18 protein-coding genes and 1 tRNA gene are annotated in these 25,339 nt (G+C 33.9%); 7 read left to right on the top strand and 12 right to left on the bottom strand.

The window, feature by feature from the left end:
* Positions 1-63: 63 nt before the first annotated feature.
* Both N4A31_05365 and N4A31_05360 read right to left on the bottom strand, forming a co-directional pair.
* A complete protein-coding gene (locus N4A31_05365) occupies positions 64-4,458 on the bottom strand; it encodes a hypothetical protein (protein ID MCT4635650.1) in 4,395 nt (1,464 codons plus the stop codon).
* Positions 4,459-4,464: 6 nt separating this feature from the next.
* Positions 4,465-6,822 (bottom strand): hypothetical protein, encoded by a 2,358-nt coding sequence (locus N4A31_05360; GenBank protein MCT4635649.1) that lies wholly within the window; start codon positions 6,820-6,822, stop codon positions 4,465-4,467.
* Positions 6,823-7,022: 200 nt separating this feature from the next.
* On the opposite strand from N4A31_05360, the gene N4A31_05355 reads away from it, so the two are divergent.
* From N4A31_05355 to N4A31_05345, 3 genes are all read left to right on the top strand, one after another.
* Positions 7,023-7,883, top strand: coding sequence for an EamA family transporter (locus N4A31_05355; protein MCT4635648.1), 861 nt, complete (start codon positions 7,023-7,025; stop codon positions 7,881-7,883).
* The gene (locus tag N4A31_05350) at positions 7,864-8,547 is read left to right on the top strand and encodes an N-acetylmuramoyl-L-alanine amidase (protein ID MCT4635647.1); all 684 of its coding nucleotides are present in this window, start codon (positions 7,864-7,866) and stop codon (positions 8,545-8,547) included. The genes N4A31_05355 and N4A31_05350 overlap by 20 nt, the downstream gene beginning before the upstream one ends.
* 166 nt (positions 8,548-8,713) lie before the next feature.
* Positions 8,714-9,826 carry a hypothetical protein gene (locus N4A31_05345; GenBank protein ID MCT4635646.1) on the top strand — a complete coding sequence of 371 codons (1,113 nt, stop codon included), beginning with the start codon at positions 8,714-8,716 and terminating at the stop codon, positions 9,824-9,826.
* A gap of 364 nt (positions 9,827-10,190) precedes the next feature.
* Here the strand turns inward: N4A31_05345 and N4A31_05340 are convergent, their stop codons facing one another.
* The 9 genes from N4A31_05340 to N4A31_05300 form a co-directional block, all read right to left on the bottom strand.
* Positions 10,191-10,382: a hypothetical protein gene (locus N4A31_05340; GenBank protein ID MCT4635645.1), complete on the bottom strand. Its 192-nt coding sequence runs from the start codon at positions 10,380-10,382 to the stop codon at positions 10,191-10,193.
* 89 nt (positions 10,383-10,471) lie between these two features.
* Positions 10,472-10,705, bottom strand: a complete 234-nt coding sequence (locus tag N4A31_05335; GenBank protein MCT4635644.1) for an acyl carrier protein — start codon at positions 10,703-10,705, stop codon at positions 10,472-10,474.
* A 131-nt stretch (positions 10,706-10,836) separates the two neighbouring features.
* Positions 10,837-11,574, bottom strand: coding sequence for a 3-oxoacyl-ACP reductase FabG (gene fabG / locus N4A31_05330; protein MCT4635643.1), 738 nt, complete (start codon positions 11,572-11,574; stop codon positions 10,837-10,839).
* Between the two features lie 21 nt (positions 11,575-11,595).
* Positions 11,596-12,843, bottom strand: coding sequence for a pyruvate dehydrogenase complex dihydrolipoamide acetyltransferase (locus N4A31_05325; protein MCT4635642.1), 1,248 nt, complete (start codon positions 12,841-12,843; stop codon positions 11,596-11,598).
* 15 nt (positions 12,844-12,858) lie between these two features.
* Positions 12,859-13,845 (bottom strand): pyruvate dehydrogenase complex E1 component subunit beta, encoded by a 987-nt coding sequence (locus tag N4A31_05320; protein MCT4635641.1) that lies wholly within the window; start codon positions 13,843-13,845, stop codon positions 12,859-12,861.
* Positions 13,842-14,789, bottom strand: coding sequence for a pyruvate dehydrogenase (acetyl-transferring) E1 component subunit alpha (gene pdhA, locus N4A31_05315; protein MCT4635640.1), 948 nt, complete (start codon positions 14,787-14,789; stop codon positions 13,842-13,844). The genes N4A31_05320 and pdhA overlap by 4 nt, the downstream gene beginning before the upstream one ends.
* 101 nt (positions 14,790-14,890) lie before the next feature.
* Positions 14,891-16,915 carry a hypothetical protein gene (locus tag N4A31_05310; GenBank protein ID MCT4635639.1) on the bottom strand — a complete coding sequence of 675 codons (2,025 nt, stop codon included), beginning with the start codon at positions 16,913-16,915 and terminating at the stop codon, positions 14,891-14,893.
* A gap of 65 nt (positions 16,916-16,980) precedes the next feature.
* Entirely contained in the window at positions 16,981-17,781 is an 801-nt protein-coding gene (locus tag N4A31_05305) for an NAD(P)H-hydrate dehydratase (protein ID MCT4635638.1), read from the bottom strand.
* 82 nt (positions 17,782-17,863) lie between these two features.
* On the bottom strand, positions 17,864-18,409 hold the full coding sequence (locus N4A31_05300; GenBank protein ID MCT4635637.1) for a response regulator: 546 nt from the start codon (positions 18,407-18,409) through the stop codon (positions 17,864-17,866).
* 712 nt (positions 18,410-19,121) lie between these two features.
* Here N4A31_05300 and N4A31_05295 point away from each other — a divergent pair.
* The 3 genes from N4A31_05295 to N4A31_05285 all read left to right on the top strand — a co-directional run bounded on the left by N4A31_05295 (position 19,122) and on the right by N4A31_05285 (position 21,821).
* On the top strand, positions 19,122-19,283 hold the full coding sequence (locus tag N4A31_05295; GenBank protein MCT4635636.1) for a zinc-finger domain-containing protein: 162 nt from the start codon (positions 19,122-19,124) through the stop codon (positions 19,281-19,283).
* Positions 19,280-20,206, top strand: a complete 927-nt coding sequence (locus tag N4A31_05290) for a class I fructose-bisphosphate aldolase (GenBank protein MCT4635635.1) — start codon at positions 19,280-19,282, stop codon at positions 20,204-20,206. Before N4A31_05295 ends, N4A31_05290 begins: the two co-directional genes overlap by 4 nt.
* A gap of 61 nt (positions 20,207-20,267) precedes the next feature.
* Positions 20,268-21,821, top strand: coding sequence for a methyl-accepting chemotaxis protein (locus tag N4A31_05285; protein ID MCT4635634.1), 1,554 nt, complete (start codon positions 20,268-20,270; stop codon positions 21,819-21,821).
* A gap of 35 nt (positions 21,822-21,856) precedes the next feature.
* On the opposite strand, the gene N4A31_05280 is transcribed toward N4A31_05285, so the two are convergent.
* A tRNA-Leu gene (locus N4A31_05280) sits at positions 21,857-21,942 on the bottom strand.
* 184 nt (positions 21,943-22,126) lie between these two features.
* Between N4A31_05280 and secA the strand changes: the two genes are divergently transcribed.
* The gene (gene secA / locus N4A31_05275) at positions 22,127-24,826 is read left to right on the top strand and encodes a preprotein translocase subunit SecA (protein ID MCT4635633.1); all 2,700 of its coding nucleotides are present in this window, start codon (positions 22,127-22,129) and stop codon (positions 24,824-24,826) included.
* The last annotated feature ends 513 nt before the right edge of the window (positions 24,827-25,339 follow it).

The raw sequence follows: 25,339 nt of genomic DNA, 5'->3' as shown, positions 1-25,339 counted from the left end.
ACAATATGGCTTGTTAACATCCGTTGATATTAGCAAATAGCTCGTTCTAACACAACTAGATTGTTACTCATTACATACATCATAAGATTTCTCTGTTCTCCATAAGAACATATTTGTATTTCTGGCGCTGTTTCCATAGGTGTATCCTGAGATGTCACCGGGGAGATCTTTACCTATGGTTATTTCTTGGATACATCCATCTTGATACGGCCATGAACCGTCCATATTATTTCCGTCATAACATGAATTCCAATACTGTCTAGAGATATATGAGTAGTTTCCTCCTTGGTTAGCTGACTCTCCTTGTTTGCTTGTGATATTTAGGGGGTCAATATCTATAGGTCCTGGTAAATAGTCGCTTATACTTTCACGGCTGCTTGAATCGGGATCAGAATAATTTATTGGTCCTCTATATTGAGATAACGCACATGCTGGATAGTTATTAGTAGATTTTTGTTCATCATATTTATCATTATCGTAAGATTTATTATCTCCGCCGCCGCAACTATAGGGGCTAGCGAAAGAATACTTAGAATAATCATTATGTCTTGTTTGTCCCCAGCTGTTCTTATAGCTAGTTTTCCAGTTATATACTCCAGCAAAGTAGAAGCTCGTAGCAATCTCCTCAGCAGTTTCTATCTTTACAAAATCTGAAGGAGGAGGGCCTGGAACCACTTCATCTGTTTCAAAAGGATCAAAGCCATTTTTATCTATTACAATGCCATGGTTTAGATAGGTATGGTATTTATTTTTTTTATTTGGTAGGCTGTTATTGGTTATTGTTGTTTTTGGTACGAAGCCTCCATTGTAACTGACATTGTCTGTTACATTTTGTGTGGTATATGCATCATAGGCAATAATATTAGACTGCATGATATAAGCAATATTTGTATAATCAGTAGCAGCATTATATGCCAGATCGACTAAAGAGAACGAAACTTTATTATTATATTTACAAATTTTCATTCCAATTTTTAAAGTTCCATCGTTTATAAGGTCAATAGTGCTGTTGCTTACATTAACATTTGTTCCCAAATCGTAAACATAACAGCCATTATGACTAGCATCATCCACTAAAAGCCAAGTTAGATCTTGACGATTCCATAAACTTCTCCAATTATCTTCTGTTAAGTGAAGCATTTCCTGGTCACCATTTGTAACATTTCTTTTTGTATTTGATGTGGTCCTAGAGCCTTGATAGTTTTTACAAGAGTTATATGAGTTAGTGGTATACCAGTCTTCAATCCAGGTAGAATCGTTCTTTAAATCTATAGATTGCACATCATATGGATTATAATTTGCGCTTTTAGGAATGAATATGTCTTCATACGGCGGTGCAACATTGAATTGGTTAAATATGGCTCCTTGAAGAGAGGGTTTATCCCTTAGGAACTCACTAGGCCACCAAAACGGTAGTGAAGCTTTTGCACATGGATTATCTACAGCAACAAAAGCAATAGTGTATTTAGGGCATCCATTCTCTTGAGTGGCAGTTTTTCCACCGCTTTCATATTCGTCGATATATCTGCAGTAACGTGTTGGAATGAGGTCTACAGAGGTGCCGTCTGAGCGTCGATCTTGTTGCGGTTGAGTTCCTTCAACACAAGAGGAATATTGAGTTTCCTCGTCAACATTTGTTTGTGGCCAGTTTGCATAGCCATTATCTTCTGCTGTTGCTGAATCCACGGTCTCTCCGGTGATTGCATCACAAAAGGGTTTTGCTGCATCTACACACTGCGCTAACTCCATAACATTTAGAGCTCTTTTCATATATTGATCTATAGGGTAATAAGTGGTGGTGTCAGTGGTAGGATCGTAGTACTTATAACCATCTAATGTTTGAGTGTCACTGCTTGTGGTTTTTGACCAGACATATTGGCATTGGCTGTTGGTGCATGAATATGAACCATCATCGCTATAGTTTGCTGTACATTCAGAGTCATTTTGGTCACAGTCAGTCGTTCTTCCAGTTTCATTATAGCATGTGCAACTTATATCACCTGATGGAGTATCCGTATCTATGTCTGGTATTGCACCATTTGCGGTGCACATTATATAGTTTGCGCTTTCTTCTTCTCCTGTGTTACAATAGGACTGAGGTATGTAGCTATCTGGATCATTAGGGTCTGCCTCAGGATCTCCGCTTAGATAACCAAAATATGTGTTTGTTACTGGTTGTGAAGTATCCGTTATCCAATCATGATCCGTGGGGTTATATAATATCTCATCAGGTAGAGGATATGTCTCTTCTTCTCCATCTGCGGGGGGAGGAGGAATAACTCTATCTGATATAAGATTACTTGCCACGTTCGTTGTTGTTGCATTACCATTGCTATCATAGGTGGTTAATGGAACTATTTTAGATATAACTTGCTTTGCAGAACTATAACCAGTGAGACAAATTTTTGTTGCTCCACGACAATACACATGGTTTACATACTGCATTCCCCCAGTATATGTTCCTGTTTCTGGATCAGGATCGGGGGTAACAGTGCCATCATCATCTGCGGTTAGTTCATAATTATTATCATCAGTTAAATAAGCTGAAAATAGTTTTGCTTTATATACAGTGCATGGAGCGGTGTTATCATCATCATCTTCTTCTTTGCTTTCGGTTTGAGGAGTTGTATAATAATCATCCATTACGCAGAATGTTTTGGTGGAGGAATCGTTGGGGATATCAATCCCTATAATCCCTGATTTGGCAGGGGTTCCAACATCAAAGTCTATTCTAGGCTGCTCATATGGTTTGGCGCCGCTAGGATATTGGCAGTCAGTTGAATTAAGGCATGGATATACGGTAGGAGCAAACATTTTTGGTCTAGGAACACAAGTTATGGTGTCTAAAACGTCCACTTCATCACTATCTTCATAAGCACATAATGTCATTCCATCTTCACTATCATCTTCTCCAAGATTAAGGTATGATATGAGGTTTCTAGTTAAGGATGTATAATCAACAATTTGAACTTTATATACTTTATCTGAGTCCATATCAAAACTATCTGTCATATCTTCATAATAACTATCATAGAGACCAGCAAGTTGAACTTTGGGCGCGGCATCAGGATTTGAAGTGTAGTCAACTCCATAACTATAATCAGCATAAGGCATAGTATCAGTTTCTGATACAACGCTAGATCCAAAAACGTTATAATAAGTTCTAAAGTATTTATACTCTTCTCCAAAGGTAGTACTGCTTCCTGAAGGGCCCATTGTTCTTGGAGAATAAAAACTAAAACAATCCGGTCCAGTTGACCCCTCATCGCAAACAGGAATAAGGCCTTTTTTATCTTTCCAAATTTGTTCAGCGGTTAAACTAGACTCAAGAAACCGAACACAACTATCATTTGTAGGGGTTTCCTTGGGATCATAGTCGCTTGGGCATAATGGGAGGGTGCTTGCAAAAAACACTCTAACAAGGGGTTTTTCAAATGTACTATATACAGGTTCATCTGAAGGATCCCCTGATGTGGTGGAGAGTTCACAAATAGTATCACAGTTTGAAGATCCATCACTACAAGCTATAGAGGTTTGTTTATAATTTCCATCAGGGTAATTAGGATCATCAGAGTCTAATTCATAGTCAGGAGAATATTGACAAATATTAATGTCAACGGCACCCGGAGTTTGTCCTTGTATAGGGTCGCATAATGGTGGAGGGTAAGGCCCTAAGGGTATATCAACACATCCTATATGGTCAGCGGTGCCATTTAATTTTCTTCCGTCCGGCTGAGTGCCGTTTCCACAAGGATTAGAGCCCCATGCGTTACAGCCATTCATGCCACAACATGGATTATCTGAATTTTTGTGGTAGGGCTGATAATTATAAGTAAGGGGAGGGTCTATACAGCAATAACGGTAATCTTCATTGCTAGTATCAGTATAATTTCCAACAGTTCCATAGTATGGTTCATAATAATCTTCTCCGAAGCTGGAGCCTTGAGCGTCATTATATGCGCATATACGTTGAGTACATTGACATCTACATTTGTCGCATTCACCGTCATCTCCAATGCTGTTGCCGTCACTATCATAATTACAATTGATTGTAGATGGTTCTACTTCTTCTCCCTCAATGTATACTGCTTCTGTTGTTTCACAAGCATAGATATTTCCATGTTCATTGGGTTCAGTAAAACGAGCGCAATAACGTACTAATCCTGTATAATTAAATTTACACTCAGAAGCATTTAACGTGAACGTTTCTGTGCATTTAATAGAGGCAATGGTTTCTTCCCGTTTAACTTTAATTGTGGGATTAAAGAGCGTTGAATCATCGGGCTGAGAAACTGTTTGTTTTAGCTCATAATCTACAAAAGGCCAGACTCCTTTGCACGATAAAGCTTCTGCATTATTGGTAAATAATGTTAAAAAAGATATTATAAAAAAGAATAATAAAAACGCTTTGGTGAAGCGTTCTTTATTAAGTAGATAACTTTTTCTTTCTGATAACATAATATTCTAATTAGGAATTAGATTTTGATAGAAAGGAACTATCCAAGTATTTGGATTCTCTCCATGTTTGATAATTGCTTTTTCCATAGCTTCAAGGGCGTCCTCTTGTCCACCTAGAGTTTTTATTGCGTAATCTAGGCCGTCAAGATTTAGTTCTACTATTGTTCGTTTTTGTCTTTGTTTTATCATAAAGTGACGATTTATAGATTTCATTTTTTTTAGATCATTAACTTCATCTTCTGTTAATTTAAATGCTTTTTCATAGGCTTTATAATCAAAATACAAAGATAAAAGATGAGTAGATATTTTATCATGAATATTTTCTAAGTTTTTATTTAGTGAGTGTTTAAGGTCCCACATAAATATGGCTATAGCATTATTAGACGTTAGTTTATCAAGCCATTTAGGTAGCATAGCACTAAAAACTTTATCTTCAAGCAATAGATTTGCATCATCAATAGCAATAATGGTTGGAGGAGAATTTTGTAAATTAGAATATTTATATAGGCAATAAAAGGTTAAAGCTTTTAATGCATCTGGATTACTAGATAAGGATTTTACATTAAAGCCAATAATTTTAGAGCTAGATTCAAATTCATCCATAGGATTATCGAATAACATTCCAAATTTATTTGGTCTGCACCATATTGCAAGATTCTCTTTTATAGTTTTATCTTCAAATAATTCCTCTAACATTGATATTTGTCTGCTGCCAACAGGCATTTTGGTAATAAATTTGTCTATAGCATCATAAACCATTTGTTTCTGCTCATCGCTATGAGAGCCATCAGGAAAAATTAATAGCAACAACCAATCTTTGAGGAATTGATGATTTTCTTCTGTATCGGGTAAATGAAAGGGGTTAAAAGAAAAATTTAGTTCTTCTTGTTCTAAGTTAAGAATTTCATGCCTACCTTCTATAGCCTTTACGGTTACTCGGGATGTTTCATTTTGGTCAATATAAAGAACATGAGGGGCATATTTGGAAGACTCGGATAATAATAGATTTAATAGTGTTTTCTTGGATGATTTAAAGTCTCCAGCAATGATAGTATGCCCAGATTTTTCTAGGTGGAAATTGAAGTAATGTGGTCCTCCATCCTTACGACGGAATAGAGTTACTGCTGGTCCCCAAGGATTTTCTCTTTTTCCTGAGGGGTTATTATTTAAGGAAGCAAAACTTGCTGATTTCTTAGTATTAATATAGCTAGGGCGACGAAAGAAACTAAAGTTTCCAGGTAACTGAGACCAAAAACATAATTCTATATTTAAATCTTCTCGAACTGCAACAATTCCCAGTTTGTTTAATTCAGTTATAGTGCTTCCTGCCGTTCTTTCTAGTTCTTCTAATGTGTCTCCCACTATCATAAAGTTCATTTGTTGTGTGCCATAATCATTTGGATTGCCTTGATCGCTATCCATCATATCTGCAAGTCCACAGTCTTTTCTTAATTGTTCATCCTTACTAACTCCTAGAATATAATTGAAATATTCAGAGGGCTTTTTTGCTTCTGCAGCATCTACAAAAGTTAAAGTTTGTGATATTATATATTCACTTGCTATTCCTAAGAACTTATCTAGAGCTTTTGCTGCCAATTCGTGGTATTCTTTAATGCTAAAAAGTGCTGCGTAATGCTTTTTATTTTCATCAAATATTTCCATGGCATTTCCACCAAAGGCAACTTGACTGCGATAGAAAATATTATCAATACTTTGAATTGGTATGGCCACCCTTTTGCTATGAAGGCATATGATTTTGCTTAAGAATTCTAAGATTTCTGAATGTGCTCCATAGCTATCATGCTTCACCTCTAGTCTTTTTCCGCCAAAAGGCTTTAAAATGGTGAGCATATTAGTTATTATTTTATCTAACTTTTCTGAATTATAAGCTAATTTATTTAAGTGGTAATGTTTTAATAACTTAGGAGTAAAAGAAAGAGTAAGGTTTTTTTTGTCAGATCCACTGCCTTCATACAATATGGTTATATATAATTCATTGACAAATTTATCTCTCCAATGGTTTTTTCTTGCCCAAGAGTCATGAGTGTCTTTAGCAAAAGTAGAAGAAAAGTAATTAATTGAGTCAAGATTATGCTTGCGTCTGATAGTATGGAACCAAATTGCTACTTTACGATCAGTAACATTTTCCATAATTGCTTTACGAATTATACCTCTTAAATCAACGGTATCATCAGAATTCATCATTTCTTCTGAGTAACCTTCAATTTTAATTACTTGTAGTAATTCACCATTTTTTGTCAATATGCTCTGATCATTATAATGACAGGCATAAGGAATAGTAGGTTCTTCTAAATGTTCTAGAGAGAACTCAGGCTTGTCATTTTTTTTAAAGAAATTAAACATTCAACCAAACTAATTTAAGCATATTATTATGAATAGGAATGAGTTAATTATAACTTATAGTCACTGTTTGTCTATATATTTTCTATTAATAAAAATGATTTATTAGTAAATGGAGGTAGGTTATGATTATAGTAATTTAATATTGTATTTGTTGAATGCCATTGTTAGTGTGTATTTAATATGTGTAACAAGTAAATGAAATGAAAAAGATTGATATTTTGCTATCTGTTATGGTGGCAGTGGTTTGGGGAAGCTATTTTAGTGCAAGCAAAATAGCTCTTAATTCATTTCCACATATGCTTTTTGTGGGTCTGCGCTTTCTTATATTATTCCTTATAACTTCTACTTATCTTTTTAAAGATATACTGCCTATAAAGGAGGTGTTCTATTTTAGCTTAATAGCTTTGTTTAATATGTTTGCTATAAATAAAGCTATAGATTTATGTTCAGATCTTTCTCCTATTATTTTGATTAATGAGCTATCAGTTCCTGTTGCAGTATTATTAGGGGTTGTTTTTCTGAAAGAAAAATTTTATTTTAAAGATATTATAGGGATGGTTATAGCTTTTATTGGTTTAAGCATAGTTATTAATACTCGTTCAGAGGATAAAGTGCAGGAAGCAGGGATGTTTTTTGCTATTATTGCATCACTGTCATTTGCTCTTTATAATTTATATTTAAAGAAATTATCTAAATATAATCTTGTTTCTATCATTTCACTTTCAAGTTTATTTATTTTTCCGGTATTTATAGCATTATCTTTTTTTCAAGAAGAGTGGCCCTCCTTAGATGATATTAAATTAGAGTCAGTATTATCCTTAATATATGTGGTTGTTGTTATCAGTTTTTTATCAATGCTGTCTTGGATGTATTTATTAAGAACATATTCTATGAGTAAAGTTGTGCCATTCAACTTGTTAACCCCCGTATTTGGGTGTATTATTAATACAATGGTTTTAAATGAGAGAATAGGAATGAGCACTATATTGGGAGGCGTTGTAATTATAACTGGGCTTGTAATAATAGAGTTTAAAAAGGATTATGCTGCCAAAAAGCCTTGAATACAGATCGCCTAATTTTAACGAGCGTCCTGAAAATACAAAGATTGATACCATAGTTATTCATTACACTGAAAAGGAAGATGATGTTACTTGGCACTTAGAGGCGTTAGAGCTAAAGGTTAGTGCACATTATTTAATCAACAGAGAAGGAAAAGTTTTTTCAGTGGTTCCAGATCATTTAAGAGCTTTTCATGCTGGAAAAAGCTTTTGGAGAGGAAGAGAAAAAGTAAATGATTTTTCTATAGGTATAGAGCTTGATAACAATGGAAAAGAAAATTTTTCTGACGCTTTGATGGATTCACTAATATCTTTATGTAAAGAATTAATTTACAAACATCCTATTGATCCATTTAATATTATTGGTCATTCAGATGTGGCGCCAGGAAGAAAATCTGACCCTGGTAGATTGTTTGATTGGGACTTGCTTGCTAAGAATGGGATAGGGGTGATGCCTAAAAACCTTGTTCCAACTACTGTTATACCTAATATAGAAGCTATTCAGATGATGTTTAGTGAGTATGGTTATAAAATAGAGGTTAACGGGGTTTTAGATCAGAGCACCTTGGATGTTATGAAGGCTTTTAATGAGCATTTTAACCAAAGATGCTTAGAAAATTGGGATATTAAATCGCAGATGATGTTAGAGAGTTTGCTCATTTCTTAGGAAATTCACTTGAGATTAAGAGAGTATATGGAGTTATACCATAATTCCTTAAGGGTAATATTAACTTTGATCTTTTGATGCAACTATAAGTTTGATACTGCTATAGTATTATTGTTGTAAATCTTGTAATATATATATTATCGTAATAATGTTGGAGGATGAAATAGTGCAGGTTTCAAATAAAGTATTAAGTTTGGAGGAACAAAGAGACTTTGTTAAAGGCATTCAGGTAAAGATTAAAACTTTGTATACAAAAGCGGATACTCTTCAAACTAGTCTTAGTAAGCTAAGAAATAGATTATTGTTGGTTAAAAAAAATATTGTAAGTGCAAAATCTAAAAGAAAGGAATTAGTATCACAGAAAAAAAGTTTAATTGAAGAAGAGAAAGCTATAAAAAGACAGAAATCTGCAAAGAAAAAAGAAAGATCATTTTTAAAAGTAAGCAAAAATAAAAGTAAAAAAGAACTTAAGAGTTTTGATAAGAAGTTCAATAAAGAAATTAAATTGCTTGAAAAAAAACAGTCTAAAGAAGCTCTCTCGGAGGAAGAAAGAGATAGATTATCAGAGCTTTCAGGTAAAAGAAATTTGTTGGTTAGTAAAATAGATTCTTATATTCATAATATTGATCAACTTAAAGGAGATATAAAATCTTTTGATAAGCAGCGAAATAAACTCTCATCGGAAAAAAAAGCTATAAAAGAAGATATACATAAGGTTAAACAAGAAATTTCTAAGAATAAGGTTAATAAGAAGTCTATAAGTTCTGAAATAGATTTAGTTAACAAAAACATATTAAATAATAACAAACTTATCTCTTCTACTAACACTGTTTTAAAGAAGGAAAGTTTAATTCTTGAAAATAAAGAACAAGATAGAGTTAGAGCGCAAGAGGCTAAGAAATCTAGGGATAGAGAAGAAGTCAAGGCAAAGGAGCGCCGTCGTCAAGCATATATAAAAAAGGAGCAAAAAGAAGAAAAACTAAAGAAAGTTAAGGCTGCTAAGGCAAAGGAGTTAGGGATTACACCTCTTAGTGATGAAAAGGCTGCTGCTTTAATGAAATCTGCACGAGATATTCCTGCTGAACTTAATGTAATAAAAATGAAAGAGACTCTTAAAAGAGAGAAAGAAACTAGATTAAAAGAGAAACTTAAGAATGTTAATAAGATCAGAGATAGTTTAGAGAAAAGTAAGCCTCAGGATAAATTTTTAACTGGGGCGAGAGGTAGACTAGATGCACTTTATGTCAAGCCAAAAGGTCGTGGTAGAGGTGATAGGTAACTTATTAGCTAATACTTTTGTAGTTAAAATAGCTGCCTTAACTCTTTGTGTAACTTAAGCTGATTTTTAGAAAGAAAGCCTTTAGCGAATATTTCCTGAATACTTATTAAACGTCAGATGTCAGCCCCAAGAAATATATTATATCTAACTAATAATTAAGACAATGTAGATATAATTTTAGATAGTGATCAAATGGGTTCTTATATAGAAAACTAATATAATTTTATGCTATATTTATGAGTTTGGATGTTAGCTCAAAGATTCCTGGTAGTGGAGAATATTTAATTGGTAAAGATGTAGGTGAGCATTTTAGTTGGATGAACAATGCAAATGAGTTGTAATATAGGTGTTATGTAGTCGTAGTTTATTTGCCTAATTGTCTATCAACAGCCTTTTTACTTTCTTTTACTTTCTTTTCAAAAGATCCTGTTGGAGTTTTTATATTTCTTTTTTCTAAATTAGAAAAAGCTTTATCAAGTTTACCAGTGATTTCTTCTCCTTGTTTTTTTAGAGATTGAAATTTATCTGTTAGGTTCTTTATGGATGAATCATTCATGTTAAATCCTTTGTTAGTACAACTTGAATTAAAAAAAAGCCTTCAGCGATAATACCCTGAAGGCTTCCTAAATGAAAAGTTATTCAATATTATTGATTATCTTTTACAAAATTTACTGCATCTGAAACCTTAGCAATTTTTTCTGCAGCTTCATCAGGGATTTCAATGTTAAATTCTTCTTCAAAAGCCATAACCAGCTCAACTTGATCTAAACTGTCTGCGCCTAAATCATCAACGAAACTCGATTCTAGAGTTATTTTATCTTCTTCTGCACCTAAATGCGATGCAACTATTTTTTTTACTTTGTCTTCTATGTCGCTCATAGTTTATATTTCCTTACTGATACTTTAAAGTTAAGTGAATAAGAACTATATAATTATATAGTTCTTATAAAATAATTACCATCAATATATAGGTAATTTATAAAAATCGCAATATATAAAAATAATAAAAGTTAAATCATTGCCATTCCGCCGTTAATATGTAATGTTTGTCCGGTAACATAATTAGCTTCATTACTTGCTAAAAACACTACTCCATTAGCGATATCGTCAGGGGACCCTAGACGTCCACAAGGAACTTTTTTTAGTAATTCTCCTTTCATGTCGTCGGATAATTTATCTGTCATAGCTGTAGCAATAAATCCAGGCGCTACACAATTAACTGTTACTCCTCTGGCCGCTACTTCTAATGCAAGACTTTTTGACATTGCAACCATTCCAGCTTTAGCAGCTGTATAATTCGCTTGGCCTGGGTTTCCAGTTGTTCCAACAATAGATGAAATATTGATGATTTTACCAGATTTTTGTCTAACCATTTTTTTGATTGCTGCTTTATTCAAAATGAAGGAAGATCTTAGGTTGATTTTGATAACTTCATCAAAATCTTCTACACTCATTCTTAAGGATAGATTATCTTTTGTGATACCCGCGTTACAAACTAAAATATCTAATTTGTTATGCACAGCAAAAGCTTTATCTACTAATCCTGAAACTGCTTCGTCATCATGTAGATTACAGGTTTCTATAGTTACTCTTGTCTTTAGCTCAGAAGCTAGTTTTTCTAAAGATGTCATATTAGTGCCAGAAATGATCACATGCGCGCCTTGGCTGTGTAATTTACGTGCTATTGATCCACCAATGCCACCTGATGCTCCTGTTACTAAAGCTACTTGTTCTTCTAAATTAAGCATTTTTTCTCCTTACATATTAATTTATACAAACATTCTCAAAGGATGTTCTATGAACTTTTTAAAGCTTGCTAGGAATTTGGCTCCTACAGCGCCATCAACAACCCTATGATCACAAGAAATACTTATGTCCATTATAGTTGCCATTGTTATTTGATCTTTCATAACAACAGGACGTTTATTGCTTGTTCCCACTGCCATAATGCATGATTGTGGAGGATTCACTATAGCTTGGAATTGTTTTATTCCAAACATTCCAAGATTTGAAATACTAAATCCTCCACCCTGGAACTCTTCAGGTCTTAATGCATTCTCACGCGCTTTTTTCGCTAAAGATTTCATCTCATTAGAAATATCAATAACAGATTTTTGGTCAGCATTATGAATGATTGGGGTAATTAGTCCATCAGAAATTGCCACTGCCACTGAAATATCTACATTATTATATTGTAATATTGCTTCTTCACTCCATGAAGCATTTGCTTCTGGAACTTCAGCTAATGCCATAGCGGTTGCCTTTATAATACAATCATTTATTGATACTTTGAATTCTGGATTATCTTTATCAGTTGTAGCGTTTAATTCTTCTCTTAAGGATAATAATTTATCAATATTACATTCAATTGATAGATAAAAATGAGGAATGTTTTGTTTTGCTTCAAGCAAGCGTTTAGCTATCACTGTGCGAATATTACTATTTTCAATAGAGATATATTCATTTGGATTTCTTTCTACAAAGCCATGAGAATTTGATCTCTTTCTTGATTTGGATTTTAAAACATCAGCCTTAACGATTCTGCCATTTGGACCTGTGCCCGTAATTCTAGCTAAATTAATATTTTCATTTTCTGCAATACGCTTTGCTAAAGGGGAGGCTTTTATTCTTGTTTCTTCTTTCTGTACGGGAGAAGGAGCAGAAGCGGATGGCTCCTTCTTTGCTGGTTCTTCTTTGGGAGAGCTAGGAGTACTAGTTTGTACGTTTTTTATTATAGTTTTAGGTTTGTAATCCTTTATAGAATCTAGCGATTCATCTTCCTCTAACAAAAGGGCGATTAGATCATTAACTGGAACATTCTTGCTACCAGCATTAACCAGAATTTTTCCTATAACACCTTCGTCTATCGATTCAACTTCCATAGTAGCTTTGTCGGTTTCAATTTCTGCCAATACATCACCAGGCTTAACTTTATCACCTTCTTTTTTTAGCCATTTTGTCAAATTACCTTCAGTCATGGTTGGCGATAAAGCTGGCATTAAAATTTCAATAGGCATAATTGATTATCTCCTTTAAGATTTACTAAAACAAACTTTTGTACAAGCTTCTACAATGTTATTAGCATCAGGTATTGAAAGTTTCTCTAAATTATTAGCATAAGGAAGAGGAACATCTTTTTGATGAACCCTTATTATTTCGGCATCTAGGTAATCAAATGCTTGTTCAACCACAATTGCAGCTATAGTAGCTCCTATTCCAGCGAATCCCCAGCCTTCCTCAACTGTAACTAAGCGATTAGTTTTCTTGACTGATTCAATAATAGTATCTGTATCTAATGGGCGAAGTGTACGTAAATCTATAACTTCTGCAGATATACCTTGTCCTTCTAAAATTTCAGCTGCAGCTATTGCATTTCCAACTTGCATTGAAAATGCAGTTATGGTTATATCTGTTCCTTCGCGAACAACATTAGCTTTACCAATTTCTATTGCTTCATCAAAGTCATCATTTACTTCAAATTTATGACCATACATTAATTCATGTTCTAAAAAAACTACTGGATTAGGGTCTTTAATAGCGGCTTTGAGGAGGGCTTTACAGTTTTTTGCGTCATATGGAGCAATAACTTTTAATCCAGGAACATGGCTGTACCATGCAGCAAAGCATTGAGAATGCTGTGCTCCAACTCTACTAGCAGCGGCATTAGGTCCACGAAATACTATTGGGCATTGAACTTGTCCACCAGACATATAGTAAGTCTTAGCAGCTGAATTAATAATTTGATCAATGGCTTGCATAGCAAAATTGAAAGTCATGAATTCAACAATCGGTTTAAGTCCGGTCATAGATGTTCCCACGCCTAGTCCTGCGAATCCATGTTCAGTGATAGGAGTGTCTACAACTCTTTTGTCACCAAATTCTTGTAGTAGACCTTGAGTAACTTTATAAGCTCCTTGATATTCTGCTACTTCTTCGCCCATCACGAAGACATCTTTATCATTACGCATTTCTTCAGCCATTGCATCACGCAAAGCTTCTCTAACAGTGATCATTTTCATATATAAACTTCCGTGTGTAATTCATCTTCATTTGGTTCTGGAGAATTTTGAGCAAATTCAACAGCTTCTTCAATGATTTTCTTTACTTCTTTTTCTATTGACTTTAGATCTTCTTCTTTTGCAAGCTTGTTTTTTAAAATATGATTACGGTAAAAATTAATCGGGTCATGATTATCTCGAACATTGCTTACTTCTTCTTTACTACGATAAGTAGCAGGATCTGACATTGAATGCCCACGATATCTATAAGTTTGCATCTCTATCAACATGGGGCCGTTTCCAGCGCGAACATAATCAACGGCTTCTTTACCTTTTTCCATTACTTCTATGATGTTCATACCATCAATTTTAATTCCAGGAATACCAAAAGATTCTCCTCGTTTAGATAGATCATCAATTGAGCAATGTCTTTTTATTGAGGTTCCCATAGCATAGCCATTATTTTCTACTATATAGATTATAGGTAGTTTCCATAAAGCGGCCATATTAAAAGATTCATATACCTGTCCTTGGTTCAGTGCTCCGTCACCAAAATATGCTAAAGTAATAGAATTGTCCTCTTTATATTTTGCGGCAAAAGCCATTCCAGTTCCAATTGGAACTTGTGCGCCTACAATACCATGGCCACCATAGAATTTTTTCTCAAGGTCAAACATATGCATTGATCCACCTTTGCCTTTTGAGCAGCCAGTGGATTTACCCATTAATTCAGCCATTATGGTTTTTGGATCGCTTCCGGCTACTAATATATGGCCATGATCTCGATATGCTGTAATAGTAGAGTCATTTTTATTAATAATGTTATGCATGCCAACGGCAATTGCTTCTTCTCCGCTATATAGATGGCAGAAACCTGCAATCATTCCCATGCCATATAACTGGCTGGATTTCTCTTCAAACCTACGGATTAATAACATCTCTTTATAAAGTTTTAACGGTTGCAAAGAATAATTCTCCTAATTTTACTAAAGAATAGAATTTAGCAAAACTTAAGGAAATAGTCAAATAGCTTTGTAATTATTTGAAGTGTTCGTAAGTGGTGTTTCTATCTTTTAGAATGTGAAGAATAAGACTTGTGAGGGGGGGAGGGGCTTACTTCGTAATCTCGTAATGAATTTCTTCTTTTTTCTGGAGGAACAAGTTTAACAAATTTCTCTTTTGTTGCATTTGAGGCGCTTTGAAAAGCTTCTGACTGAATTAATTTACTAATTGTTGCGTTAAGAGTTTCGTTTTTGATCCCTTCTTTATCATTTAAGTATTCAAAAATGCGGTCAGCAATAAAAAGTTTCTTTTCGATAGATTCTTCTGAATTTATAACTAAATTTACTACTTCGGGAATATCTGGTTCCTTTATCATATTTAGCATAGGTAGCAACAGAGTGTGGTCTGCATCAAGAGCTGCTTTAATAGATCTACTAGCAAACTCTTTTGTGTCAGATATAGAATTAAATGATTTTGTTAGAAGGTTTTTTATTTTGTCTATAGATTGTAGTGTATTATCTATTGAGCGTGGATCTGGAGGTAGACTGTCTTTGGTGAGCTTCTTTCGGAAAGCATCCAGAACAGGTTCATTATTACTATTTGAGAATGCAACTCGTAGTAAATCTTCATCATTGCTACAATTGATTATATCATATATATTTTTCTCACTTAATTTAGCGCCAGATTTAATAGTTCTATGAAGTAGTTGTGTATATTTGTTGAATCTTTGCTTTGCAGCTTTATTAGATACTCCAGGAGTTTTTGCTTTATATCGTTTAATGTCTAATTCTGGGATTAATATATCTAATGAAGTTCTTCCGTTGTTATTTTTATGGTGAGCAAAAGCATTACGAGCATCTGGTCTTTCGTTTAGAATTAAATTTGTAAATTTTGGATGATTTTGTTTTATGCAGTAGGTAAATAAAGTATCTTCTCCAGTAAAAAAACTATCATGGTGTTTTAATTTCTTGAGAAGATATTTAAAAAGTTTTTCATTATCTTCTATCATTCGATCTACTTCGCTGTCACGAAATTCTATTCTAAGTTTTTGTTCATTCTTGAACATTTGAATTAGTTTTTGTGATAAATGAGTTAGAAGTATTCTTGCTTGTTGTTCATCGTGGACGTCGTTATTAACCAGAGTATCAATTAAAAATTCTACCACCTCTGTTTGGCTTGAATCTGCTGCATGAGCTATGAGGTCATGACCATGAATATTCCTTGAGATTAGTTCTAAGAAGGAATCAGGATTTCGCTCTTTAAGATGATTTAGATCTCTAACTATTTTTCTATGGTCAGTTTCATTGGTAATACTGCCATATATATAATCCAAATAATCTTCGGAAGAGATTGGTGATATTTGAGGAGGATTTTCTCCAATTGCATTAGAATAGCTTGATAAATCTCCTAATGACGATGAAAGCTCTTTATGGCAATGATTCATTTGTCCTTGTAAATATCGGTCAACATTTTTAAGGTTGCTCAAAAGAAGTTTAGGAGGTCTGAAGGTGTAAGAGGATTCTTTTTTTCTTCCTTCTGAAATACTTATTTTTATAGGATTCATAGTATAGAGAGGAAGGCTATCAGCTATTTGATCTAAAGAAGATTTTGGTGAAGAGGATTGGTTTTGTATGTTTTCTAAATGGCTATCTAGTAATTTTATAAGACTATGTGTTCCTGGTTCTCCTAAAAAGAATTGATCTTCAGGTGTATGGCTAATTAAAGAAGATCCCTTTTTAAGGATGTTTTCTGCTAGTCCTGCAAAACAGCATCTTAACTCTACATTCAACGGAGATTTGCTGCAGTTATCCAGAGTTGTTAAGAATTCATCGGATGTTGAAATTTCTCCTTGGTCATTATCTATCTGTAATAGAAGTTTGTCACGCTGTCTTGAGTGCATAACAGCATCTATTCTTGTTGATGAGTCAATTCTTCCATTTAGTTTGTTTCTTATTTCGCTTAAGGATAAAGGGCTTGTGCCATCTCCTATAATCAAGCCGTTATTTTTTTCTCGATAAGCTTCATGATTGGATAAGCTAGTGTATTCAGGGCTTCCTGGGCCGATTATTAAAACAGTTTTAAGGGGCATAAAGCTTTATTTATAATAATTTTATATATTATAATGATAGCACATTCTTATGAATATAAAAATTTTTAATTGACCTTTATTAGGCGTGATAAAACCTTAGGGATTTCATCTAGTAAATCTTCTGAAATAAGGCCCGGTCCAAAATTTCTTGCAGCTTCTGAATGAATATAGCTTGCTATGCAGCAGGAGATGAAGCCCGAGATCCCTTGGGCCATGAATCCAGCTATTAGCCCAGCAAGAACATCTCCACTTCCTGCTGTGGCTAGGGATGTTGGGGCTGATTTATTGACTATGTATTCTCCTTTGGGGGAGGCAATAATTGTATCATGTCCTTTAAATAAAACAGTTGCTCTACTCAAGTAAGCAGCGTCAATTGCTGATTCTAAATTAGGAAAAATTCTTTTAAATTCACCTGCATGAGGAGTTAACACAACGTCGCCATTAATTGTATCAAAAAGCTCTTGCGGATTATCTTGAAATACAGTTAAAGCATCTGCATCTAGGACTGTATTTTTAGAAAGTTTTAGAACTTCTAGTACATTATGTTTTGTTTGTTGGTTAACTCCATTTCCTGGGCCAATTAAAATAGATTTTACTCGAGGATCTTTTAATAACTCATAGTCTGTTTTTATCATCATAGACATCATAGAGGCTGCATATATTTTAGCGGTTTCTTCGTCGCAGATGATACTAGCTAAGCCTGCTCCGCTACGCAGAGAAGCATATGCAGCAAGCTTAGTTGCCCCAGTGGATCCTGTGCTGATATTAGCTCCCATTATAATAGCATGGCCTCTATCATATTTATTATGTTCTCTTTTGATAAAGGGAAGAGATTTATGCCATAGCTTTGGTGAATTGATTTGCATATAAACTTATTGCTTAAATTTCAATATATTTAATTATATCAGCAAATCATGTGTGAGAACAAGGAAATGATAACGAGGTGCTTCATTCTAAGTGTTTTTTGATGGACTTAAGAAGAGTTTGTTTTCCATAAGGTTTTCTTATGCACTCTACCGCACCTACATTTATAGCTTCTTCTATATCTTTTTCGTTTGAGGTTGCTGTTTGTAAAATTACAGGTATTCGCTTTAAAATTGGATCGCTTTTTATAATTTTTAATGTCTCTATTCCAAGAAGATTATCGTGAAGGCTTGGCATAACTAGATCTAGAAGAATTAAATCAATATTATTTGGCTTGTGGTCTTTAAGAATTTTTAAAGCTTTTCTGCCGCTGTTTGCTTTAATAAGGGAGCAATTAGTGTTGTGTAGAATTACTTCTATGCCAAGTAAGCATATTTCTTCGTCGTCAATTGCTAAAATATTAGTTTTTGGACAGTTGCATTTTTTATGTTTTATAGATTTATTAGAATTTACTCCTATAATAGTAGGTATATTTTTGAATGTTTCTTTGTCTTGGATAAGGTATCTAAGATTGCTGATGTTATGTTTGATAAGTTCTGTTTGATCGATGTGATATTGTAATGTGTTCATAAACTCTCTTAATTGATTAGGGTTGTTAGTTAAAAAATATTATAAAATAATACATAATAGTTTAAATATTAATCTTTTATATAGCGTATAAGTTAATAAATGGTTAATTCAAAGATCTAGCGCAACAAAAAAGTTTTATAGCGCATCAGAAGTGATGACATAGATGTTTTCTTGGCATAATTGCTAAAAGCAAATTCACAGATTAAATACTTCAAGGCAACCTGCTGCACAGGAACTAAAGTTGCCTTGAAGTATTTAAGACAGAATTTATATTAAGCAACACCAAGAAAAGAAATGTAATATTCAAATAAAGAGGAAGTGTGATAACCTAAGTTGTCGACAAACAAGAACAGGTTATCACAGTGCAATACTATAATAGACTTAACTTAGAAGAAAGAGAAAATATCAATCACTATCTAAAATTAGGAGCGAGTATAACTAAAATTGCGAAAGTATTGAATCGATCCAAATTTACAATATCAAGAGAAATAAAAAGAGGAACATTAGGTGTTAGGTTGTCCTATTCCTCTTGAAGTGCTGCATCAAAACATCCTGTTGAGCTAGATTCTTGAATCCACTATCTGTTAGAACTTTTTGATGAGTTTTATACACTTATGCCATTTGCTTTATATTGATTACAGTTTTCTCTAATTGACTTGAGGGGGTAAGGAATATAGTATTATCTAATATTATAATAAAAGATGAATAAAAAATGGAAAGTCCAGATATAATATATGTTGATAGTAATAAAGTTCAGTGTGAAGGTGATGGCAAGTCTATTGGTCACCCTAGGGTATATTTAGAAATTAAGGACGGTGAAATAGAATGTCCTTATTGTAGTAGAACATTTAAATTAAAGAAGATAAAAGAATGAAAGTAACTCAGAAGGTCAAGGATATTTTAAGTTGTTATGAATCAGATAATGCTGGTACTAAGAATAATTTAGCTAGCATTTTAATGCATGGTAAACTTGGTGGAACAGGAAAATTATTAATTCTTCCTGTAGATCAGGGCTTTGAGCATGGTCCTGCTAGAAGTTTCGCTGCTAATCCTGATGCATATGATCCTTATTATCACTGGGGCTTAGCTATTGAGGCTGGCTTAAGCGCATATGCAGCTCCTCTAGGAATGCTTGAGGCAGGGGCTAGTAATTTTGCTGGAGAAATTCCAACAATTTTAAAGCTAAATAGTGCAAATTCACTAAGTGATTCTAATTTGGAGCCATCACAGGCTATTACTGGATCTATTTCTGATGCTTTAAGACTGGGCTGTTCTGCTATAGGTTTTACTATTTATCCAGGGTCGGATGAAGCCTATAATATGATGAATGAGATAAGAGAGTTATCTGAAGAAGCTAAGCATTATGGGTTGGCGGTAGTAATTTGGTCTTACCCCAGAGGTGGGAATATTTCTAAAGATGGTGAGACAGCTTTGGATATTATTGCTTATGGAGCGCATATGGCAGCTCTTTTAGGGGCGCATATAATAAAAGTTAAACCCCCAATAAATTACTTAGAAAATGCAGAAGCTAAAAAAGTTTATTTAGACAAAAAAATCCCCATGGATACTTTATCTCAAAGAGTTCATCATGTTAAAGATGCTTGTTTTGCTGGAAAAAGAATAGTGGTTTTTTCTGGTGGAGCAAATAAATCCATAGAGTCGCTCTATCAAGAAATAAAAGAGATAAAAGACGGAGGAGGGAATGGTTCTATTATAGGTAGAAATAGTTTCCAAAGACCAAGAGACCAAGCATTAAAAATGTTACAAGAAATTATAGATATATATTCTATGAGTTAATAACTTCTTTACACATTTCTGCTATACAATTAATAATTGCATTGCATTTTAGGGGTAGGAAATGTTTTCTTTTAAGGAAAAATTTAGGCGGAGTATTAAGTTTAGATCACATGTAGTTATTGCAACCGCTGTGACCTTAATACAATTAGTGTCAATGGTTGTTTTGATTATATTCAATTTTAATAACTTAAAGCAAAGTTTTATTCAAAGAATAGATATGCTTGCAAGATATCAAGCCGATTCATTATCCAGTCCTATGTGGGAGTTTGATGATAAATCAATAAAGTCAATTTTTAGATCTTTTGAAGAGTCTTCCACGATTATTTATGCTGCCATTTATAATGAAGATGGTGAAGTCATGTATTCAACAGGGGATGATTCTAAATTAGATAGGGTGATTTCAATGGAGAAGTCTATAGTGTATGAGCCTCAAAAACAGTTCTTAGGTAAGATACAATTAAATGCCTCTCTTTCAAGTGTATATAGCCAATTATGGAATAATATTTTTATTAGTATTGTTAATTTTATAATTATGCAAATTTTTATACTTGGAGCAACTTATTGGGTGTTTCGTGATACTATTGACCCTATCCAAAGTATTACTCGTATTGTGCATTTAATTAAAGATGGTAAATTAGAAAATGAAATTCCCGATTTGCGGAGACAGGATGAAATAGGAGCAATTGCTAATGCGGTTTATTCATTGCAGACTTACACTAAAGGTATTAATGACTATCGTCAACAAAGAGAGTTAGAAAAAGAAAATAGACATAATAAAATATCTAGTTTGATTGAAGGTTTTTATAAAGATTCATCAAGTATAATTAAGTCTGTGGAGCAGTCTTCTCAAGAGTTGGATAGCACGGCACAAAAAATGTCTAAAATTATTAAAGACGTAGATCAAAGAGCATATAATGTAAATAATATTTCAGAGCGCACATCTCATAATATAGAGAATGTATCAAGTGCTGCTGCTGGAATAAAAGATTCTATTGAGCAGATCTCGCTTCAAACGAATAAGTCTACAAAAATTGTGCATGAGGCTGTTGATCATACTGAGGAAGCAAGAGTTATAACAGATTCTTTAGATGATGCAATGAAACAAATAGGTGAAGTTGTTTTGTTTATAGGAAGGCTTGCTAAGCAAGTAAATCTTTTATCTTTAAATGCTACTATAGAGTCTGCAAGGGCTGGAGAGGCAGGAAAAGGATTTGCAGTGGTGGCTTCTGAAATTAAGAGTCTTGCCCATCAAACAAGTGATGCTACTGAAAATATTGGCGGACAAATTGCTAATATTCAAGAGGTTTCTAGTGAAGTAATAGGGTCTATGACTTTAATCAAAGAATCAATTAGTAATGTGAATCAATATGCTCAAATTGTGGCCTCAGCAGTGGATAAACAGAGTGCTGTAACTAAAGATATTTTTCTAAATATAAAAACAGCTGTTGAGGGAGCTAAAGAAGTGAATAGTGATATGGCTGATATAAAATCTCTTACTTCTAATGCAAATAAGTCAACTCTAGATGTGCTAAAAGCTGCTAACGTTCTTTACGAACAAGCAGACTTATTAAATAAAACTATAAATAAATTTACTCAAGAGATTCGTAAATTGTGATAAAGTTTTATTGCTGTTTCAAGAGGATAAAAGTATGGTACCCGCAGCCAGACTTGAACTGGCAAGGGCTGACGCCCCACGGATTTTAAGTCCGTTATGTCTACCATTCCATCATGCGGGCAAAAGTAGCTTCCAATGTTTTACATCGACATTTGATTATAGGCAAGTAAAATTTGTTAAAATAACAAAAAAATATGAAATAGATCCTTTGAGGCTTTATTGGCATATCTTATTGAAAGACATTAAAAGATATAGTATAACCTAGTGGTTATCAAAACTATTTAGAATTTTTTGGGAAAGCTATGTTGAAATCTTTAGGTAAATTTTTGTTTGGTTCAGTAAATGATAGGGCAGTCAAGTCTTTATCAAAAATAGTGGATCAAGTAAATGCATTAGAAGACGGCATGCTATCTTTGTCAGACAGTGAGCTCTCTGCCCAAACGGTTAAACTTAAGCATAAACTAAGTGAAGGCTTTTCTTTAGATGATATTTTGCCAGAAGCATTTGCAACAGTGAGAGAAGCCTCTAGGAGAGTGCTCAATATGCGTCATTTTGATGTTCAGATAATGGGAGGCATTGTTCTGCATCGTGGAATGATTGCTGAAATGGGCACGGGGGAAGGAAAAACATTGGTAGCAACGTTAGCAGTCTATCTGAATGCCCTTACAGAAAAAGGAGTTCATTTAGTTACCGTAAACGATTATTTAGTAAAAAGAGACTCGGAATGGATGGGGAGAGTTTATAGATTTTTAGGGCTATCTATAGGTTGCATTACTAGTGATGTTGATGATGAAACTAGAAAAGAAGCTTATGATTGTGATATTACTTACGGTACAAATAACGAAGTTGGGTTCGATTATTTAAGAGATAATATGAAACACGATATAGAGCAATTATCTCAAAGAAAATTTAACTTTGCCATTGTTGATGAAGTAGATTCAGTTTTGATTGATGAGGCGAGAACGCCTTTAGTTATTTCTGGCCCTGCAGAAGATAGCTCTGCTTTATATACCTCAATAAATAAACTTCTACCTAAGCTTAAAGATAGTGATTATGAAATTGATGAGAAGTCTAAACAGATAACTTTAACTGAAGATGGAATGACCAATGTTGAATTACTGCTGAAGAAGCATAAATTAATAGAAGAGGATGGTAATTTTTATGATTTGCATAATATGCCATTAGTTCATCATGTGAATCAGGCTCTTAGAGCACATAAATTATTTACTAAAGATATTGATTACATGGTATCTAACAATCAAGTTCTAATTGTTGATGAGTTTACTGGTAGGGCCTTAGAAGGAAGAAGATATTCAGAAGGATTGCATCAAGCATTGGAAGCAAAAGAAGGCTTACAAATTCAGAACGAGAATCAAACTTTAGCATCAATTACCTTTCAAAACTATTTTCGTCTCTACCCAAAGTTAGCAGGTATGGCCGGTACCGCAATGACTGAAGCAACGGAGCTATATGATATTTATAAGCTTGAGGTAATAGAGCTTCCAGCTAATAAAACTAGGATCAGAATGGATGAAGATGATCTCATTTACCGTACAGCGGTTGAGAAATATAAGGCTATTATAGAACAAATAGTTGAGTGTCATCAAAGACAGCAGCCAGTGTTGGTGGGGACTGTAAGTATTGAGAAATCAGAATTTATTTCAGCAATGCTTAAGAAAAAGAAAATCCCTCATAATGTTTTAAACGCTAAGCGTCATGATAAAGAAGCTATGATTATTGCCCAGGCTGGTAGAGCTGGTGCCGTAACTATTGCAACTAATATGGCTGGTCGTGGAACGGATATTATGCTAGGAGGTAATCCAGAATATTTGCTAAATGATAAGATGACTAAGGAAGAAAGGTCTGCAATAAATAAGCAAGTTGAGAAAGAAAAGGAAATAGTTTTAGCCGCTGGTGGATTATTTATTATTGGTACTGAAAGACATGAAAGTAGAAGAATAGATAATCAATTGCGTGGTCGTGCTGGCCGTCAGGGAGATCCTGGTCAAACCAAATTTTATCTATCGCTCGAAGATGATTTAATGCGTATTTTTGCTTCGGATAAAATGGGGGCTATTCTACAGAAATTAGGTATGGAAGAAGGAGAAGCTATTTTCCATCCAATGATTAGCAGAGCGCTTGAGAAAGCACAGCAAAAAGTTGAGGGTAGAAATTATGAGATTCGTAAGAACTTACTAAAATTTGATGATGTGGTAAATCATCAACGCTTGGTAATTTATGATCAGAGAAGAGAAGTTTTAGAAGCAGATGAGCTTACGGATGAAATAGAACCGATGTATCATGGAATTAATAGCAGTATAGTTTCAAGATATACTCCCCCCAGAACTTATCCTGAACAATGGGATATTGATAGCTTTAAGCATGAAACTTTTCGTATATACGGTGTTGAGATTCCGATTGAGACTTGGGCTGGATATGATAAGATTGATGATGAGCAGGTGTTACTTTATTTAAATGATGAGATAGAGAAGCTTTTTAAAGCTAAGCAAGATAATTATACCGATCAAGTTTTCCAAACAATGGCCAAGCGTTGTTTATTATCTACTATCGATCAATTATGGAAAGACCATTTATATACTTTGGATCATTTAAGACAGAGTATTGTTCTTCGTGCTTATGGTCAAAAGGACCCATTAAATGAATATAAGCGAGAAGCATTTCATATGTTCGGATCAATGATGGAAAACATTAAAGAGTTATTTATTCAAAGATTAGCTCATTTAGAATTGAAGTGGGTTAAAAATGAAGATGGTACTTTTTTAGTTGATTCTCGTATACCAACTCAAGGAAAAACTTTTGAGAGCCGAAGTGATCCTGCTATGGTTCAGAGCAACAAAGAGGATTTTCAATCTTCTAACCGTGTATATGTAGCCCCTGAGGAGCGTGATTCTAAAGATCCTTTGAGTTGGGGAAAAATAGGGCGAAATGAACCATGTCCATGTGGATCAGGTAGTAAATATAAGCAATGCCATGGAAGAGTTTAAAAATCTAATTAGCCCAAAATTTTTCTGTATGATTCAAATTAGGAGAATACTGAGATAAAAATATAAGTTTACAACCAACTGGTTAAATCAAATTTTTAGTTTTTTGGGACCGATGAAATGCAGCGTTGTCCATAATCACCATTCTCCCTGCTTTTGGTTCTTTTATGAATGAATTCTGCTTTAATTTAAAATGCTTAACCAGTACAATTATTTAAGATTAAAATAAAGCTAGAACAGTCATAAATGAAATTATGTTATGATTTTGTTGAGACTAATCTCTAATTTCTGATAGAAAAATTTTTAACTACCAAAATCTCTAGAACCTTATCTCACAACGGACCCTACTATAGTTTTTGTGCTAAAGTCCTTATGAGTTTTAGCATTCATTAATTATTGCATCACAATTAGTGATCGCTCTAAATTTTATTAGATGTCAATATTAGTTATTTCCCTCTTCCTTTTGATCCTTTGTTTTTGCCCATTATATTTGGCATAGAAAAATTGGGTATAGAG

It is taken from the genome of Rickettsiales bacterium (assembly GCA_025210695.1).
Lineage (GTDB): Bacteria > Pseudomonadota > Alphaproteobacteria > Rickettsiales > CANDYO01 > CANDYO01.
The sequence above is the reverse complement of the archived record's forward strand: the minus strand, read 5'-3'. Positions and strand labels throughout refer to the sequence as shown.